General features: G+C 44.4%; 14 protein-coding genes. 2 read left to right on the top strand and 12 right to left on the bottom strand.

Annotated features, from left to right (window positions below):
- Together EAE92_RS00820 and EAE92_RS00815 are read left to right on the top strand one after the other, a co-directional pair.
- Positions 1-3,201 (top strand): non-ribosomal peptide synthetase, encoded by a 3,201-nt coding sequence (locus EAE92_RS00820; RefSeq protein ID WP_214066694.1) that lies wholly within the window; start codon positions 1-3, stop codon positions 3,199-3,201.
- A gap of 40 nt (positions 3,202-3,241) precedes the next feature.
- Complete coding sequence (locus EAE92_RS00815; protein ID WP_246544928.1) at positions 3,242-3,604, top strand: nuclear transport factor 2 family protein; 363 nt, start codon at positions 3,242-3,244, stop codon at positions 3,602-3,604.
- Positions 3,605-3,738: 134 nt separating this feature from the next.
- Here EAE92_RS00815 and EAE92_RS00810 read toward each other — a convergent pair whose 3' ends face one another.
- The 12 genes from EAE92_RS00810 to motA form a co-directional block, all read right to left on the bottom strand.
- Positions 3,739-3,906 carry a hypothetical protein gene (locus tag EAE92_RS00810; protein ID WP_214066693.1) on the bottom strand — a complete coding sequence of 56 codons (168 nt, stop codon included), beginning with the start codon at positions 3,904-3,906 and terminating at the stop codon, positions 3,739-3,741.
- Positions 3,907-3,961: 55 nt separating this feature from the next.
- On the bottom strand, positions 3,962-4,747 hold the full coding sequence (locus EAE92_RS00805; protein ID WP_214066692.1) for a class I SAM-dependent methyltransferase: 786 nt from the start codon (positions 4,745-4,747) through the stop codon (positions 3,962-3,964).
- A 475-nt stretch (positions 4,748-5,222) separates the two neighbouring features.
- Positions 5,223-5,873, bottom strand: coding sequence for a protein phosphatase CheZ (gene cheZ, locus EAE92_RS00800; protein ID WP_036775773.1), 651 nt, complete (start codon positions 5,871-5,873; stop codon positions 5,223-5,225).
- 9 nt (positions 5,874-5,882) lie between these two features.
- On the bottom strand, positions 5,883-6,272 hold the full coding sequence (cheY, locus tag EAE92_RS00795) for a chemotaxis response regulator CheY (protein ID WP_065390654.1): 390 nt from the start codon (positions 6,270-6,272) through the stop codon (positions 5,883-5,885).
- A 193-nt stretch (positions 6,273-6,465) separates the two neighbouring features.
- A complete protein-coding gene (locus tag EAE92_RS00790; protein WP_214066691.1) occupies positions 6,466-7,518 on the bottom strand; it encodes a protein-glutamate methylesterase/protein-glutamine glutaminase in 1,053 nt (350 codons plus the stop codon).
- A complete protein-coding gene (gene cheR, locus EAE92_RS00785; protein WP_214066690.1) occupies positions 7,511-8,401 on the bottom strand; it encodes a protein-glutamate O-methyltransferase CheR in 891 nt (296 codons plus the stop codon). The genes EAE92_RS00790 and cheR overlap by 8 nt, the downstream gene beginning before the upstream one ends.
- Positions 8,402-8,407: 6 nt before the next feature.
- Positions 8,408-10,042 (bottom strand): methyl-accepting chemotaxis protein, encoded by a 1,635-nt coding sequence (locus EAE92_RS00780; RefSeq protein WP_214066689.1) that lies wholly within the window; start codon positions 10,040-10,042, stop codon positions 8,408-8,410.
- A gap of 53 nt (positions 10,043-10,095) precedes the next feature.
- Complete coding sequence (locus tag EAE92_RS00775; RefSeq protein WP_214066688.1) at positions 10,096-11,790, bottom strand: methyl-accepting chemotaxis protein; 1,695 nt, start codon at positions 11,788-11,790, stop codon at positions 10,096-10,098.
- Positions 11,791-12,080: 290 nt separating this feature from the next.
- Entirely contained in the window at positions 12,081-12,578 is a 498-nt protein-coding gene (gene cheW, locus EAE92_RS00770; RefSeq protein ID WP_015834820.1) for a chemotaxis protein CheW, read from the bottom strand.
- A 59-nt stretch (positions 12,579-12,637) separates the two neighbouring features.
- Complete coding sequence (gene cheA, locus EAE92_RS00765) at positions 12,638-14,680, bottom strand: chemotaxis protein CheA (RefSeq protein WP_214066687.1); 2,043 nt, start codon at positions 14,678-14,680, stop codon at positions 12,638-12,640.
- Positions 14,681-14,695: 15 nt separating this feature from the next.
- Entirely contained in the window at positions 14,696-15,679 is a 984-nt protein-coding gene (motB, locus tag EAE92_RS00760; RefSeq protein ID WP_214066686.1) for a flagellar motor protein MotB, read from the bottom strand.
- The gene (gene motA, locus EAE92_RS00755) at positions 15,676-16,563 is read right to left on the bottom strand and encodes a flagellar motor stator protein MotA (RefSeq protein WP_214066685.1); all 888 of its coding nucleotides are present in this window, start codon (positions 16,561-16,563) and stop codon (positions 15,676-15,678) included. Before motA ends, motB begins: the two co-directional genes overlap by 4 nt.
- Positions 16,564-16,598 lie beyond the last annotated feature (35 nt).

Below are 16,598 nucleotides of genomic sequence, written 5' to 3'. Positions count from 1 at the left end.
ATGAAACAACATCAAGGAACCTATTACCCCCTGACCGCAGCACAGCAGGAAATTTGGCTGGCGGAACAATTAAATGTAAGCTCAGGAATTTACAATACGGGTTGTTATATTGATATTTCAGGCGCTATCGATATTGAGACGCTTAACGCAGCATTGTCCCAGTTGATAGATGAAGCTGAATGTTTACGAGTAGTGGTTGTGCAACATCCACAAGGACCACAGCAACAGATCGTGACCAATCTGCAATGGAGCTGCCCACTTATTGATCTATCTAACCATGTGGATGCATTAGCAGAAGCTGAAATCTGGATGAAGGCTGAATTAGTGCGGCCGATGGAGTTAACACAGGGGCCGTTGTTTGGTTTTGCGCTGCTAAAAATCAGTGATGAACATTATCTTTTGTTTATCCGTGTCCATCATCTGGCTAGTGATGCTTTTGGCACTACGTTGCTGATTCAGCGGCTTGCTGAACTGTATACCCAGAAATTTACTGGCGCTGATGAGCTGGAAAATCCTTTCGGCCCCCTCAGCGATCTGTTGGCTTTCGATGGAGAATATCGCCGCTCGGAAAATTTTCAACATGACCGCCAGTGGTGGTCACAGTATATGGCAGGACGAAGTGAGCCACAGAGCCTTGCCGTGGGAGCGAAACCCGGTCAGTTCGCCGATTTAGGTTCGTTTAGTTGCACCCAGTGTGAAATCCCGGCAAAGGTCAACGATATTCTGCGTACTCTGAGTGAAAAGAGCGGAAGTAGTATGGCACAAATTATTATTGCTATCGTTGCTTCTTGGATTTCTCGTATGACCGATAAGCAGGATATTACTTTGGGTATGCCAGTCACTGCGCGTTCAGGGCGTGCGTTACGTAGTATTCCAGGTATGGTATCCAATGTATTACCTCTGCGTCTGACAATAGATCCTGCTCATTCCATAGGCGACATTAGTAAGCAGGTCAGCCAGGAAATCCGCCAGTTACTTAAACACCAGCAGTATCGTTCTGAAGATATCTATCGTGATTTACAGCGAAATGGTTCCGCCCCCCGCTTGTTTGCGCAGAATATTAATGTGATGCTGTTTAACAGCAATGTGAGCTTTGCCGGTAATTTTGGGCGTACCAAAAATTTGTCCAGCGGGCCGGTGGAAGACCTCTCTGTGACCATTTATTATCATGACGAAGGCGGCAATTTGCAGTTTACGCTCGATACCAATGATAACCTCTACACTCCCCACGATATTAACCTTCAAAAATCTCTTTTTCAGCACTTCATCACTGAATTGCTGGCAGATATATCACGCCCCATTGGTGAACTGATATTGCCAGGCTGGCACCTGGGAGAGAGCCTATTACCTGCACGGCGCACAGAATCAAATAATGAGGAAACACTGACCTCACGCTTTGAACAACAAGCAATTGCAACGCCGAATAATGTGGCGCTGACTTATCAACAGGAGAATGTGAACTATACGGTATTGAACCAACATGCTAACCAACTGGCACGCTATCTGGTATCCCGGCAAATAGGCCCGGAACAGCGTGTTATGGTCTGCTTACCACGTTCTATTGAGATGATGGTGACACTACTGGCTATCATCAAGGCGGGTGCTGCTTACGTGCCAGTGGAGGCGGATTATCCACAAAGTCGTCTTGATTTTATGATTGACGATGCTAAACCCGCTTGTGTGATCACCACCCGTGAAATTGCGCAACGACTGGCAACCAATACCCCCATGTTATCGCTAGATGATCCCGAGTTGATCGCCCATCTGGAAATGCAGAGTGTTGCTGATCTGTCTGATAAAGAGCGCTTGCAACCGCTGATTTCAGCGCATCCCGCTTATATCATTTACACCTCTGGCTCCACCGGTGTGCCCAAGGGCGTGGTAGTGACTCATCACAATGTGATGCGTTTGCTACAAAGTACTCAACGCTGGTTTAATTTCTCTGAAACTGATTGTTGGACAATGTTTCACTCTTATGCTTTCGATTTTGCTGTCTGGGAGTGTTGGGGAGCATTGTTGAATGGCGGAAGACTGGTAATTGTTCCCTGGGAAGTCAGCCGTTCACCTACAGATTTTTTGCAGCTTTTGGTTAGCGAAAAAGTAACGGTGTTAAACCAAACGCCCTCAGCGTTTCAAGCGTTGATCCATGCTGATCGCGAAGCGCCTAAGCTTGGGCAGAGTTTGGCGCTGCGCATGGTGATTTTTGGCGGAGAAGCGCTGAATGCCCATATCCTGGAGGAGTGGTATCAAAGACACGCTGATAACGCTCCTCAATTGATCAATATGTATGGTATTACTGAAACCACTGTACATGTGACCTATTTCCCTCTTTCACGTGAAGTTATTGCGCAACCTGCTTCAAGCCTTATTGGTGAACCTATCGACGATCTCAGTATTTATATTCTTGATGAGGCTCAGCGCCCGGTTCCGGTAGGTTTTGTGGGTGAGATATACGTGGGCGGCGCAGGAGTCTCGCGTGGTTATCTGAATCGTCCTGAACTCACCGCTGAACGCTTTATAGCTGATCCTTTTGTCGGCACAGATGCGCGCATGTACCGCACTGGCGACCTGGCAAGATTGCGTCGGGATGGGGTATTGGACTTCCTTGGCCGCACTGACGATCAGGTTAAAATCCGCGGATTCCGTATTGAATTGGGCGAAGTCGCGGCAGCGCTGAATGCACACCCTGATATCGTGCAGTCCGAGGTCATTGTGCGTGAAGATGAAGGTCAACAGAAGCGGTTGGTGGGCTATGTCATTGCTCATCAGGGTATTACGCTTGAACCACAGTTAATACGGTCCAATCTAGCCACACGCTTGCCCGAAGCGATGATTCCAGCGGCCATAGTGCAACTTGATCACTTCCCGTTGACCATTAATGGAAAGTTAGATCGTAAAGCGTTGCCGAAACCTATGTGGAACAGTGCAGTAGTCAATGAAAGTAAATCTTCCAGTCCACAGGAACTCGCGCTTTGTCATCTGTTTGCCGAGTTGTTGGGATTAGAAAATATCTCTCCAGAGGACAATTTCTTTGAGCTTGGCGGCGAATCTTTGGTTGCAATGCGGGTAATAGCAAGAGTGCGTAGTGACTTCGGCGTTGAAATCACGTTGCGCGATCTATTTAACGCCCCAAGGGTCAGCCAACTGGTGCAACGATTGAACGTTTTGCAGCAGGAAAATGAAGTAGTCAGCCAAGCCTAAATAACACGATTATGTCGGTAAATAAAACAGAGGACAAAACATGATGAACCGAATAAATGAATTAACCGCAGAACTTCTTATCTCAATGAATCAGTATGACCTTAAACGACTGGATAATATTTTTTCCGAAGATATTTCACTTTATTATCCGGGTATTCCTCCAATGGTAGGTAAAAAGATGTCGCTTATTTTTCTCAAAAAACTGTTCTCAAATTTTGAATATTTACATTTTACGAAAACTGGTTTTATTGCTAATAATAACCATGCTTGCGTTATTTGGGAAAATGAAGGGCGTCGTAAAAACAGTGATATTTATAGCAATATGGGCGTGACATTAATCGAAATTATGGACGATAAAATAACTCTCCTCAGCGATTACTTTAAATTTGAAGTACCTCATTAAGTAGGATATCGCTGTAATAAAAACTTGGCGCTCTCTGGATATTGTATTTGGCTTAGATATTATCGCTACGCTCTTATTTTATTAGTCTGGCTTCCAAGGAGAAGGTGAAACGGCGGCTATAAGCTGTTTCACCTTTAGTAATAGTTGCTACATGTAACGACATGGATGGCAACAATCTGATTATCATATTTAGCAATTTTCCAATAAATTAACTTCTCCATAATACTGACAGGCGTTTCATTCAGCGCTGCCGACATAAAATCAGCCACAAATGGCAGATAAACGTCTTGCAAGAGTGCCATATTTCCTTGATATCTTCCTCAGTTGGTATAGAGAAGCTGATCGCCATTTCTGATATTATTCGTTTCCAGAATTAACCTGCTTAACAACCATAAACAGTTGGCTTTCATATAAAATTGCCAATTTCCCCTCAAATTGATATTTATCCACCAGCATTTTTAATCTTTCGATAAATAACTCACCGTGGACAGCTAAAGCTCGTTGCACTTGAGTCGATGAACGACTCATCCCGATAAATGCTTCGCCGGGAATAGACATACTCCAGCAGGTATTGAATGTAATATGGAGGGCATTTTCATACAGAAATGCTGTTTTCAATTCCTGCGCATAATCAAAATCCCGATAGTGACGGATATAGTTAGGGCTTAATTCTTCCAGCAGATTTTCATACTCATTCAAAAATTCACTATGCCGGTAATCTCGGTTATTTTGCAGGATCGCTATGATGCCATTCTCTGCCAGACTGTTTCTGACCAGATTTAACACCGTTGCCCGATCCATCCATTGAAAAGATTGTGCTGCCATGATTAAGTCAGGATTACCCACATTGGCGAGATGCTGTTCAGCGCTGCCATGTAACCAATTGACCCACGGCAGTTTCTGTTTACCGGTGTCGATCATATCCTGCGAAATATCAATGGCAGTGTAGTGGTGTTGCTGACCAAGCAGATTTGCCAGCCCTTCGAGAGCAATGCCGGTTCCGGCACCAATATCGACAATAGACAATGCCCTGTCTTTAGGCAGCCAATGGCAAATTTCACGGAAAAGTACCTGCGGGTAACGAGGGCGGTAGCGATCATAACCTTTAGCCAAACCATCAAATTTTTCTTTATGCTGTGTCATATTATCCTCTGCTCCTTCTCTATTGGTAATGAGTTTTCTGGCAATTGATTAAAAATGTAATTGAGTCGTCCACCTGCATGGACAACAGCCAATATTTGTTCGGATGATGGATAAGAATCCGCTAATGACGTTTCAGTAATAAAACAGCTTTCGTTAAGCTGTCAATGTTATGAATAGAGGTGAAGCTATTCTCATCATCAAACAAAAATTTAACCTTGCTCAATCCAATCGATAATACGTTATTATTTATGATCCATTGGCTGCAAGAATTACCCATCGGGGGGAGAACGAAAACTCCCGCGGCCTGAAAAGGGAAGCAAAATTGCGGGTACATCTACGCACTTTTGGCAGCAAATATCGTTGGACACATAACCCACCGCTGACGATGAAAGTCATTTGACCTCTTTATATCGTGGTCAACAATTTCCAGAAAATCTTTAATCCTGAGTGGCAGGTTTACCCCTGCCACGTTTATTCAGAAACCTAAGCTATCCAGTAAATCATCAACTTGAGCCTGATTAGCGATAACGCCCACGCCATTTTGATTCACCTGCGGACCATTTAGTAAACTGTCAGTCTCTTTCTTGGTTTTTATCACCTGATCAGCCGGCATGTTTTCCATTAATACCATCACTAGCTGTTTTTCTATTTCCTGAATAACATCCATCATCCGCTTAATAACCTGGCCAGTAAGATCCTGAAAATCTTGCGCCATCATGATCTCTAGCAGTTGAGCGTTAGTGAATGCGGTATGTTCAGGTACCGTATTGAGGTAATTCCGGGTATCCATAACCAATGAACGTGCCACAGGCATCTCAACTGGGTTTTCAAACCACTCATCCCAACGTTTTTTCAGTGATATTGCCGATGACTCTAATTCGTTCTGACGAGGTTGCGCCGCTTCAACGCAATTAAGCGCCCTTTCCGCCGCCTGCGCTGTCATCTGTACAACATAGTCCAAACGTTCTCTCGCATCAGGTATTGCTTCAGCCGCCTGAGCAATAGTTTTATCCAATCCCAACTCACGTAAACTATCACGCAACATACGCGTAAGCTGGCCGATACGGCTGATAATTTCACTGGCGCTAATGGTCTCATCCCTTGGCATGACTGGATTTACACTCATTATCTCTCCTTAGAGGCCCAGTTTTTCAAATATTTTGTTGAGCTTTTCTTCCAGAGTAGCTGCGGTAAAAGGTTTAACAACATAACCACTGGCCCCGGCTTGTGCGGCGGCGATGATGTTTTCTTTCTTCGCTTCCGCTGTCACCATCAAAACCGGTATCTTAGCCAATTGGGCATCTTCACGAATGACTTTTAGCAACTCTAAACCATCCATATTGGGCATATTCCAATCAGAGATAATAAAGTCAAAGTGAGAGGAGCGGATTTTAGTCAGGGCTTCTGCCCCATCTTGAGCTTCTTCTACATTATTAAAGCCCAATTCTTTTAAAAGGTTACGAACAATGCGACGCATGGTTGAAAAATCATCAACCACCAAAAATTTCAGATCCTTATTCGCCATAAAAACTCCTTGAAATTATTTACCAGTTAGCACAGAGCCGCTAAAAATTTAAATTTATACCCATCATCTTTCAAGTCGCCTCTTTGTTGGCTGCACTCGCTCACCCCGGTCACATAGTTACCTATGCTCCCGGGGATTCACTCCCTTGCCGTCGCGATCCATCTTGAAATCCATAGGGTATATCCGACAACCGTTAAATACGGACAGCCTGCCCCAAGCTTATTTTTGCCAGCATTTTCTTACTTATTTTGTGTATGTCCATCACCTCATCCACCGCCCCCATCTGTATCGCGGCTCTTGGCATACCAAATACCACACAACTTGCCTCATCCTGCGCCAATGTGTACGCTCCGGCTTGTTTCATCTCCAGTAAACCTGCCGCGCCATCACTGCCCATGCCGGTCAGCAATACACCGACAGCATTTCTCCCGGCAAATTTAGCCACTGATCGAAATAACACATCTACAGACGGACGATGACGATTAACAGCCGGCGCATCGGTGATTAGAATCTGGTAATCAGCACCATTACGGCACAGTTCCATATGGCGATCCCCCGGAGCAATGTAGGCGTGCCCCGGCAAAATCCGTTCGCCATTTTCAGCCTCTTTTACGGTAACTTGGCTAAGTTTATTCAACCGTTCAGCAAAAGAACGGGTAAAACCAGGCGGCATGTGTTGAGTAATAAGCAGTGCCGGACTGGTGACAGGTAACGGTTGCAATAAATTCTTTATGGCTTCCGTCCCACCAGTAGAAGCACCGACTGCTATCAGTTTTTCACTGGACAACAGAGGCTTAAAACTTAAAGGCACAGAACTTATTGGCGTGGCTATTGGCACAGATAATTTAGCCTGTGCCGCTGTCCGTATTTTCTCCGCAATAAGCTCGCTGTAAGCCAACATGCCTTCACGAATACCCAATTGAGGCTTGGTTACAAAATCAACAGCGCCAAGTTCCAATGCCCTTAATGTGATTTCGGAACCTTTGGCTGTCAGAGAAGAGATCATAACCACAGGCATTGGCCGTAAGCGCATTAATTTTTCTAGAAAATCAATACCATCCATGCGTGGCATTTCAACATCCAGTGTGAGTACCTGTGGATTATGCTTCTTAATGAGATCACGTGCTACCAGTGGATCTGGCGCACAAGCCACTACCTCCATATCCGGGTGACTATTGATGATCTCTCGCATGATTTGACGCATAAGCGCTGAATCATCGACACAAAGAACAGTTATTTTATTCATGACCTCTCCTTGCCCGGCCTACACCGTAAACGGTCTGTCCTTGCAAGTAGAATTCCCGGCTTATTTGAGTGACATTTTCAGAATGCCCTGCAAAGAGCAATCCATCGGGTTTTAACAAAGCGACAAAATGGCGCAGTATCCGTTCCTGCGTCTTTTTATCAAAATAAATCATAACGTTACGGCAAAAAATGGCATCAAACTTCTCTTCAAACGGCCAATTGGGATCTAACAGGTTTAGACGCTGGAATGTCACCATGTCAGCAAGTTGGGGCCGGACACGAGCATAACCTTCATAAGATCCAACGCCTTTAAAAAAGTAACGCTTTCTCTGTTGATCGGTCAGTTGACGCAATTCATCCAATCGATAAACCCCTTTGCGGGCTTTTTCCAGTACATGGGTATCAATATCACTGGCAATAATCTTTACCCGCTGAAAACGCTCTCCCAACACATCGCTTAACGTCATTGCAATCGAATATGGCTCTTCTCCTGTCGATGCCGCAGCACTCCATACCCGGTACGATCCACTCTTCTTACTTGCATGTTTAGCTAACAGAGGAAAATGATGAGCTTCCCTGAAAAAAGCCGTCAGGTTAGTTGTCAACGCATTGATAAATTCCTGCCACTCTTCACTATTGATGTCGCTTTCAAGAATGAACAGGTATTGCCCAAAATCACGTATTCCAAGGGTACGCAAACGCCGAATTAAACGGTTGTAAACCATCTCCCGTTTATGTGCGGCCAGCACAATACCCGCACGTTGATATATAAGCTGGCAGATGCGCTCAAAATGCGCATCTGACATGGTATAACGCTGAATCATGTGATTCAGTGGCGAAGGTGGCAAACTACTTGTCGCTGAAGCAATTAAATTTGATTTCATCTGGCCTCAGCGAGTCTGACTGACTGCCCCTTCGCTATCCGCAGACCTCAGCGTCAGTGAAAGTTCATTTTCAAGCTTATTTTCTGAATTATCTGGTAACTCAAACTGTGCCACTATTTGCACCAAAATATCTGCCTGGTCTTCAAGTGCCGCCGCTGCCGCGGCTGACTGTTCAACCAATGCAGCATTCTGCTGAGTAACCTGATCCATCTGTGTAACAGCTTGTGCTACCTGATGAATACCCCGACTTTGTTCATCCGATGCCGCAGCAATTTCAGCCATCAGATCCGTGACCTGGTTGACAGAAACGACCAATTCATTCATGGTTTTTCCTGCATGGCTAACTAATTCAGAGCCTTGGCTGACCCGTTGAACGGATTCACTGATTAATGTTTTAATCTCTTTCGCTGCTTCGGCACTTCGTTGAGCAAGATCTCTCACTTCGCCGGCAACAACAGAGAAACCTCGGCCTTGTTCCCCTGCCCGTGCGGCTTCTACCGCCGCATTCAGCGCCAGAATGTTGGTCTGAAATGCAATGCCATCAATAACGCTGATAATAGCGCTGATTTTCTGTGAGCTATTGGCAATTGCATCCATTGTTTCCACAACATCAACGGTCAGTTCACCTCCCTTAGAGGCTGTTTTCGATGCAGATACCGCCAATTCACTGGCCTGGCGAGCATTTTCCGCATTCTGACGTACAGTTGCTGTCAGTTGTTCCATACTGGCGGCTGTTTCTTCCAGTGATGCAGCTTGCTCTTCAGTACGGGAAGAGAGATCGGTATTACCCTGAGTAATTTCCTGAATACCGCTATACATCAGGTTAGTATTCTCTTTCACCGAAGCAATGGAACTCACCAGTGAACGTTGCATTTCACGTAATTTAAAGAACACTTCACCAATTTCATCTTGAGTGAAAACAGAAACTTCTTTATTGAGTTTCCCTTCCGCAACATTCTGGAAGTGACTACGCATATTGGCAAAAGGTCTGAGAAGATTCTTTTTCAACCACCAATGAGCCGCCCAGGCAACAACCAATACCATTAAGATCGCACCTGCAAACATAGCGGTGGCAATCTGATAATAAAAGCGACCATCTTGAACAGCGGTCTTAATTTCCTCTCCGATATACTGCATATATTGGTTAAAATCAGACTCAAGTTGCTGCTGATACTTTTCTGTCGGCTGGTTTAAGAAGGCATCATAATTACCACTTTCTAAAAACGCCGAGAGTTCTCTAAGCGCTCTGATATATTCCTTATAACTGGTTTCCACCGAGGCCAATAATACGCTACTGCCGTCTTCTTCATTTAATTTAGGCAGCGCAATAAACTCGGCAAAATGCATCTCAGCCCTATCCAAGGTCTCCTTAACATTAGCGACCATACTCTCAATATGCGCTTCAGATTGTTGCAGCGTTTTCCCTACAGCGATTCGATTAAGTGTATTACGCGATTGCAGCAAAGCTGCCCAGCTCAATCCTAAGGTATCCCTCTTCTGTGTTCCCAGATCAATTCGTTCAATATAGGATTGATCTGCGTGAATGATTCCAAGTGATAAACCACTTGAGATTATCTGCATTACACAAAACATCATCAGTAACAGATATAAACTGGTTGATATACGAAGCCTGCCTAACATGTAATCACCTCTGTTAACGGCTGCATGTGCAGCCGTGGTTATCGCTTAGTGTTTTAAAATGTTTCCCAATTAGCTTGTTCTTCCACATTGTTGACTTTCTTCAACACCGGTGGATTCGATTTAGCAGGAGCAGTCTTAACCACAGGCAAATGCTCAGTTTTTGTTTCAGATTGAGGCTTATCGTCAAGACTCGGTAATTGGAATAGAGAAACCAATTTCTTCAATCCCCCCGCTTGATCTTCCAGCGCAGCCGCAGCCGCTGCGGATTGCTCAACTAAAGCCGCATTTTGTTGTGTGACACGATCCATTTCGGAGATAGCCAGACCAACCTGAGTTATTCCTCTGCTTTGTTCATCGGATGCAGATGCAATTTCACCCATAATGTCAGTGACACGGGTTACTGAACTGACAATGTTATTCATTGTTTCACCGGCGCTCTCAACCAACACAGAACCGGTATCCGCGCGGCTTACTGAATCTTCTATTAATGCTTTGATCTCTTTTGCCGCCTCAGCACTACGCTGTGCTAGATTTCGCACTTCGCCTGCCACAACAGCAAAACCTCGCCCATGTTCACCGGCACGTGCGGCTTCCACTGCGGCATTCAGCGCCAGGATGTTAGTCTGGAACGCAATAGCATCAATAACACTGGTAATATCGGAAATCTTCTGAGAGCTGCCGGCAATTTCACGCATTGTCTGTACAACATTCGCCACAACTTTCCCGCCCTGACGGGCAACGTCAGAAGCACTATCAGCCAGATTACTTGCCTGACGAGCATTTTCTGCATTTTGACGCACAGTTGCGGTCAATTCCTCCATACTGGCGGCGGTCTCTTCTAAAGAAGCAACCTGTTCCTCAGTACGCGAGGAGAGATCATTATTTCCAGCGGCAATTTCACTGGTTCCGTTATAAATACTTTCGCTGCTCTGACGAACACTGGTAACAGTAGTGATAAACTCTTTTTGCATATGTTTCAGGCCAACGGCTAACGTACTCATCTCATTCCTGCCTGAAACAATAATATTTTGGGTCAAATCACCGGTAGAAAGCGCCTTGATGTTCTCCAACAATTTATTTAGCGGATTTATCAAACTATGCTTGATGCTAACCCAACTGAAAATCATGGCTGAAACCAGAATCAGCATGATAATGCCCAACGTAATCATCGCATTTCTGTAGGAGATATTGGCATCAAAGACAACATCAGAATAGAGATGATCGTTTTGGGTCAAATAGAAGTTATATTCTTCTTCAAAAGCACTCTGATATTTGCTCGTTGGCTGGTTGAAAAATTCTACCGCTCGATCATGTTCAATCAGAACAATGAGTTCATGCAGTGCGGAAATATAAACATCATAGGTTTTTTTAAGACGATTAAGACTTTCTGATTCATGAATAGGCAATTTAGCGGTCTGTTCGTATTGCTCAAAACGCTGTTCCGCTATAGACAAGTTACTTCTGGCATCAGTCAGTAACTGCTCTAATGTGTAGTAATTATCGACACCCTCATCTTTTTTCATCATGTAGCGAATGCCAGCACGATTCAGACTGTTACGAGCTTGTAACAAATTAACCCAAGTGTCATTTAAAAATGTCTGCTGTTCACGCATTTTATCCAGTATTTCTAGATTTTCTTTGTTACTTTTCAACTCATGGAAGAAAAGCCCTCCGGATATAAATTGCAGAGCACCAAATAATATGATGACCGCCATCAGCCCGGTCACTATTTTCATTCGGTTAAACATGTTTTCCCTTTTTACAATAGATCAGCATGGCTCTGTTATCGGCATCACCAAAGGAAACTTTACTGATTGAATAAAAGAAATTTGAATATTTTTCTGATCTGGACTTAACGGAAATATATACCCGTCATCTTTCAAGTTGCCTCTTTGTTGGCTGCACTCGCTCACCCCAGTCACATAGTTCTCTATGCTCCCGGGGATTCACGCCTTTGCCGTCGCGATGCATCTTGAAATCCATAGGGTATAGACAAAATTGGCTGCCATCTGTCGATGATGGCAGTTACATTTTATGATTAGTTTTTAGCCACTGAATCTACTAACGCCATCTCTTCACTATTAAGCAGTTTTTCGATATCCACTAAAATCAGCATGCGATCATCAAGTGAACCCAGTCCTGTTAGATATTCGGTAGATAATGTTACTGCAAATTCAGGTGCCGGACAGATTTGCTCAGCTTTGAGCGATAAAACATCCGAAACACCATCAACCACAATACCAACCACCCGGTTTAACAGATTCAAAACAATAACAACGGTATTATCATTATAGGTAACTGTTTCCTGAGCAAATTTAATTCTCAGGTCAATAATAGGCACAATAACGCCCCGCAGATTGGTTATCCCTTTAATGAATGCCGGAGTATTTGCAATACGGGTAACCTGATCATAGCCCCGGATCTCCTGTACTTTCAGTATTTCGATACCATACTCTTCATCACCTAGGGTAAAAACCAAATATCCTTCCCCGGCAGTTTCTCCTGACAATTTATTAAACGCTTCTATGGCCGACATGATCTTACCTTTTACTGTGAGATTGACGATTTTCTTTGGGGATGCTCCCCATTCAGTGCTTATTTTTTAGCTTTGCTGAGCGCCAATTGGTCATGATTGAGCTGCTGCAAGGCAGAAACATCAATAATCAACGCCACACTGCCATCTCCCATAATCGTGGCAGCGGAGATCCCAGGGACTTTGCGATAGTTACTTTCGATATTTTTCACAACCACCTGATGCTGCCCAACTAATTGATCAACCAACAAGGCATAACGACGGCCGGCACTTTGTACAATCACAACAATCCCTTTCGTCGGATCTGTTTTCGCATCAGGAATATCAAAAACACGGTATAACTTAATCAGTGGTAAATATTCTCCTCTGACATGCAGTAATTTTTCATCACCAGCCAGTGGATAAATATCTTCTTCCTGCGGTTGAAGAGAACTGACTACCGCACTCAATGGCAAAATAAACACTTCGTCATTCACTTTCACTGACATACCATCGAGGATTGCCAGTGTCAGAGGCAACAAAATCCGCGTCACTGTCCCTTTACCGGCCTGGAAGTTAATCTGGATTTGACCACCCATTTCCTGAATATTTCGCTTAACCACATCCATTCCTACACCGCGGCCAGATACATCTGTTACAACCTCAGCAGTGGAAAAACCAGGCGCGAAAATCAACATGGCAACTTCTTCATTGCTCATGTTTTCACTAACTGATAGCCCTTGTGATATCGCTTTAGCCAGAATCTTTTCGCGATTTAGCCCTGCACCGTCATCCACCACTTCAATACAGATATTTCCTCCCTGATGTTCAGCAGAAAGTGTCAGATTGCCTGTTTCAGGTTTACCCACAGCAAGCCGAGCTTCTGGTTCTTCAATACCATGATCTAGACTGTTACGGACTAGATGAGTCAACGGATCAATAATCCGTTCGATTAAACTCTTATCCAACTCAGTGGAACTGCCAACCAAAGTGAGATCCACTTTTTTATTCAGCTTACTAGCCAGATCCCTGACTAAACGCGGGTAACGACTGAACACATATTCCATTGGCATCATACGGATAGACATCACAGATTCTTGCAAATCTCTGGAATTTCGCTGCAACTGAACCATGCAATTTAGCAAATCACCATGTGAAGTCGGGTCAAGAGCGTTACAGTGTTGGGCCAACATAGATTGGGTAATGACCAATTCACCAACCAGATTTATCAGCTGGTCAACTTTCTCAACCGCAACCCGAATACTGGAAGATTCTGCCCGTTGACGTGGCGATCCAGCCGGTGGTGTTGGTGCCGGACGCCCGACAGGAGGTGCGGAACCTTTTTCCGACGTGGTTGTTTTAACGACTTTAGCTGTATCTTGATTTTTAACTTTGTCTTTAGGTTCAGCGTCTTTAGGTTCAGCTACCGGCAAAAAAGTGATCTGTTCCGGTTCAATAACAAAACAGAGTACTGCGGTGATATCGTCCTCTGTGGCTGATGTCACCAATGATGCTTCAACGCTATCCCTAGTTTGTTCAGCATCATAAACCTCCCCCAGATTACTCAGCTCATCAAGCATCAGAGATACTTCACGCTCTTTTAGACCAGAAAGGTGAACCCGAACTCTACCTTGCTGGTTTTCAGTCGCAGCAGGCTCCGATTTTAATTCCAGCTCAGATTCAGGCACCTCCGGCGTTACCGCATCTATAACAGACTCAACCTCGCCTTCATTCTCTTCCTGTACTTCCAATGCAAGCTGGCGCAAAGTCTCACAGATGTAGGTAAACGCACTTTCATCCGGCTCCTGAGAACTTTTATAGGCATCCAACTGTTGCTGCATAATATCTTTCGCTTCTAAAAACAGGTTGATAATATCAGTTGTCAGACTCATCTCGTCTCGTCTGGCACTGTCTAACAAATTTTCCAGAACATGCGTAGTTTGCTGTAGTTTGATAAAACCAAAAGTCGCAGCGCCGCCTTTTATTGAGTGAGCACTACGAAAAATAGCATTCAATTGTTCTTGATCCGGCGCATCAGGATCGAGCCGCAATAAGTGCTGCTCCATATCCTCCAGCAATTCATCTGCTTCATCAAAAAAGGTCTGATAAAACGCGGTAATATCCATTGTTACTTTGTCACCTTAGTCGGTATCACGATTAGGTTCAGCATTTGGTGATGCTGGCTGAACTGATACTGTGATTTCATTGGACTGTTGTGTTGGCCTGCTTTCAGCCGAATCCTTTCCAATCACCTCGTGAATTTCCTGACTATCATTCATAATCAAGGAATCGCTGCCGGTGTTTTGCTGTTCAATCCGCTCTTCCGCTTGTTTATTGAGCACTAAAATACTGATGCGACGGTTAACCGGTGCGCTAGCGTCTTCTTGTTTCAAACGAACCGTTGAAGCCATGCCAACCACCCGCAATATCTTTCCTTCATCCAGCCCACCTATCAACAGCTCTCTCCTTGACGCATTCGCCCGATCTGCGGAGAGTTCCCAGTTACTGTAACCACGTTCGCCATTGGCATATTTCAAGTCGTCGGTATGACCTGATAGGCTGATTTTATTAGGAATATCGTTCAGGATTGGTGCAATAGCCCGTAGAATGTCACTCATGTAACTTTCAACTTTTGCACTGCCAACCATAAACATTGGCCGGTTTTCCCGGTCAATAATCTGGATACGTAACCCTTCATCCATCATGTCAATCAACAGATGTGGACGTAATGCTTTAAGGCGAGGATCAGTAATGATCAATTGATCAAGTTGCTCACGCAACCTATTTAATTTGCGGGCTTCATCATTGGCTTCAACGACTTCAAACTGACGCAGAATATCACCTTCCTGATGAAGCACATCTTCCCCTCCTCCCGGAATAGGATTGGAGCTATCACTGCTACGCTCCCCTTTATTGATTGCAACTTGTAACGGAGTACGGAAATATTCTGCAATTCGGGTCAGTTCTTGCGGGCTGGAAATTGCCAGCAGCCACATAACCAGAAAAAATGCCATCATGGCGGTCATAAAGTCAGCATAAGCAATCTTCCATGAACCACCATGATGTTTGATGCCATTTCTTTTACGTCTTTTTACCCTAATGACAGAGACGTTACGCGCCTTCATGCTTGTTCTTCAGTTTCTTGCTGGACAGGTGCTTTTACCCGGCGAACATGTTCTTCCAGCTCAGTGAAAGAAGGACGATCTGTGAGATATAGTGTTTTACGGCCAAATTCAACAGCAATTTGCGGAGCATAACCATTCAGACTGGATAACAATGTCACTTTAATACATTGCATCATTTTAATATGTTCTCCGCTGCGTTGACGTAACAATGTCGCCAGCGGAGAGATAAAACCATAGGCCAGCAAAATACCAAGGAATGTCCCAACCATTGCATGAGCAATCAGCACGCCAAGCTCTCCTGCCGGGCGATCTGCTGAACCCAGAGCGTTAACAACCCCCATAACAGCAGCGACAATACCAAAAGCAGGAAGAGAATCGCCAACCATCGTCAAACTGGTTGCCGGGATCTCGCTTTCCTGTTCATAAGTTTCAATTTCTTCATCCATCAAAGATTCAATTTCATGAGGATTCATATTGCCACTCACAATCAATCGCATGTAGTCAGTGATAAAATCCATCAAATGCTTATCCTTAAGCAAGCGCGGATACTGGGTGAAAATATCACTTTGCTGAGGATGTTCGATATCTCGCTCTAATGCTAAGACGCCATGCATGCGGGATTTTGCCAGCAACCGAAAAAGCAGCGCCATCAGATCCATATACATCACTTTGTTATATTTAGATCTGCGCATTACCTTTGGCAAAACACGCAATGTTGCCTTAATTGCTTTTCCGTTGTTACCTACAATAAAAGCACCGATACCAGCACCAGTGATAATTAAAAATTCAGCGGGTTGATAAAGTGCGCCTAAATGACCACCTACAATCAGGTAACCACCGATTACCGCACCAAAAACTACGATATATCCTAAAAATACTAACACGCGATATCCTTTAGCTAAGTTGGCGAGCGGATGGG

The sequence above is a fragment of the Photorhabdus hainanensis genome (assembly GCF_018448965.1).
Classification (GTDB): domain Bacteria; phylum Pseudomonadota; class Gammaproteobacteria; order Enterobacterales; family Enterobacteriaceae; genus Photorhabdus; species Photorhabdus akhurstii.
Note: the sequence above shows the minus strand (reverse complement) of the source record. Positions and strands in the feature narration are given on the sequence as shown.

What these genes read in the sequence shown, in the direction of transcription:
- cheZ (WP_036775773.1), bottom strand. Translation starts at nt 5,873, where the DNA reads ATGAGTGTAAATCCAGTCATGCCAAGGGATGAGACCATTAGCGCCAGT.
- cheR (WP_214066690.1), bottom strand. Translation starts at nt 8,401, where the DNA reads ATGAAATCAAATTTAATTGCTTCAGCGACAAGTAGTTTGCCACCTTCG.
- EAE92_RS00780 (WP_214066689.1), bottom strand. Translation starts at nt 10,042, where the DNA reads ATGTTAGGCAGGCTTCGTATATCAACCAGTTTATATCTGTTACTGATG.
- EAE92_RS00820 (WP_214066694.1), top strand. Translation starts at nt 1, where the DNA reads ATGAAACAACATCAAGGAACCTATTACCCCCTGACCGCAGCACAGCAG.
- cheY (WP_065390654.1), bottom strand. Translation starts at nt 6,272, where the DNA reads ATGGCGAATAAGGATCTGAAATTTTTGGTGGTTGATGATTTTTCAACC.
- EAE92_RS00805 (WP_214066692.1), bottom strand. Translation starts at nt 4,747, where the DNA reads ATGACACAGCATAAAGAAAAATTTGATGGTTTGGCTAAAGGTTATGAT.
- EAE92_RS00810 (WP_214066693.1), bottom strand. Translation starts at nt 3,906, where the DNA reads ATGGCACTCTTGCAAGACGTTTATCTGCCATTTGTGGCTGATTTTATG.
- cheW (WP_015834820.1), bottom strand. Translation starts at nt 12,578, where the DNA reads ATGTCGGCCATAGAAGCGTTTAATAAATTGTCAGGAGAAACTGCCGGG.
- motB (WP_214066686.1), bottom strand. Translation starts at nt 15,679, where the DNA reads ATGAAGGCGCGTAACGTCTCTGTCATTAGGGTAAAAAGACGTAAAAGA.
- cheA (WP_214066687.1), bottom strand. Translation starts at nt 14,680, where the DNA reads ATGGATATTACCGCGTTTTATCAGACCTTTTTTGATGAAGCAGATGAA.
- EAE92_RS00815 (WP_246544928.1), top strand. Translation starts at nt 3,242, where the DNA reads ATGATGAACCGAATAAATGAATTAACCGCAGAACTTCTTATCTCAATG.
- EAE92_RS00775 (WP_214066688.1), bottom strand. Translation starts at nt 11,790, where the DNA reads ATGTTTAACCGAATGAAAATAGTGACCGGGCTGATGGCGGTCATCATA.
- EAE92_RS00790 (WP_214066691.1), bottom strand. Translation starts at nt 7,518, where the DNA reads ATGAATAAAATAACTGTTCTTTGTGTCGATGATTCAGCGCTTATGCGT.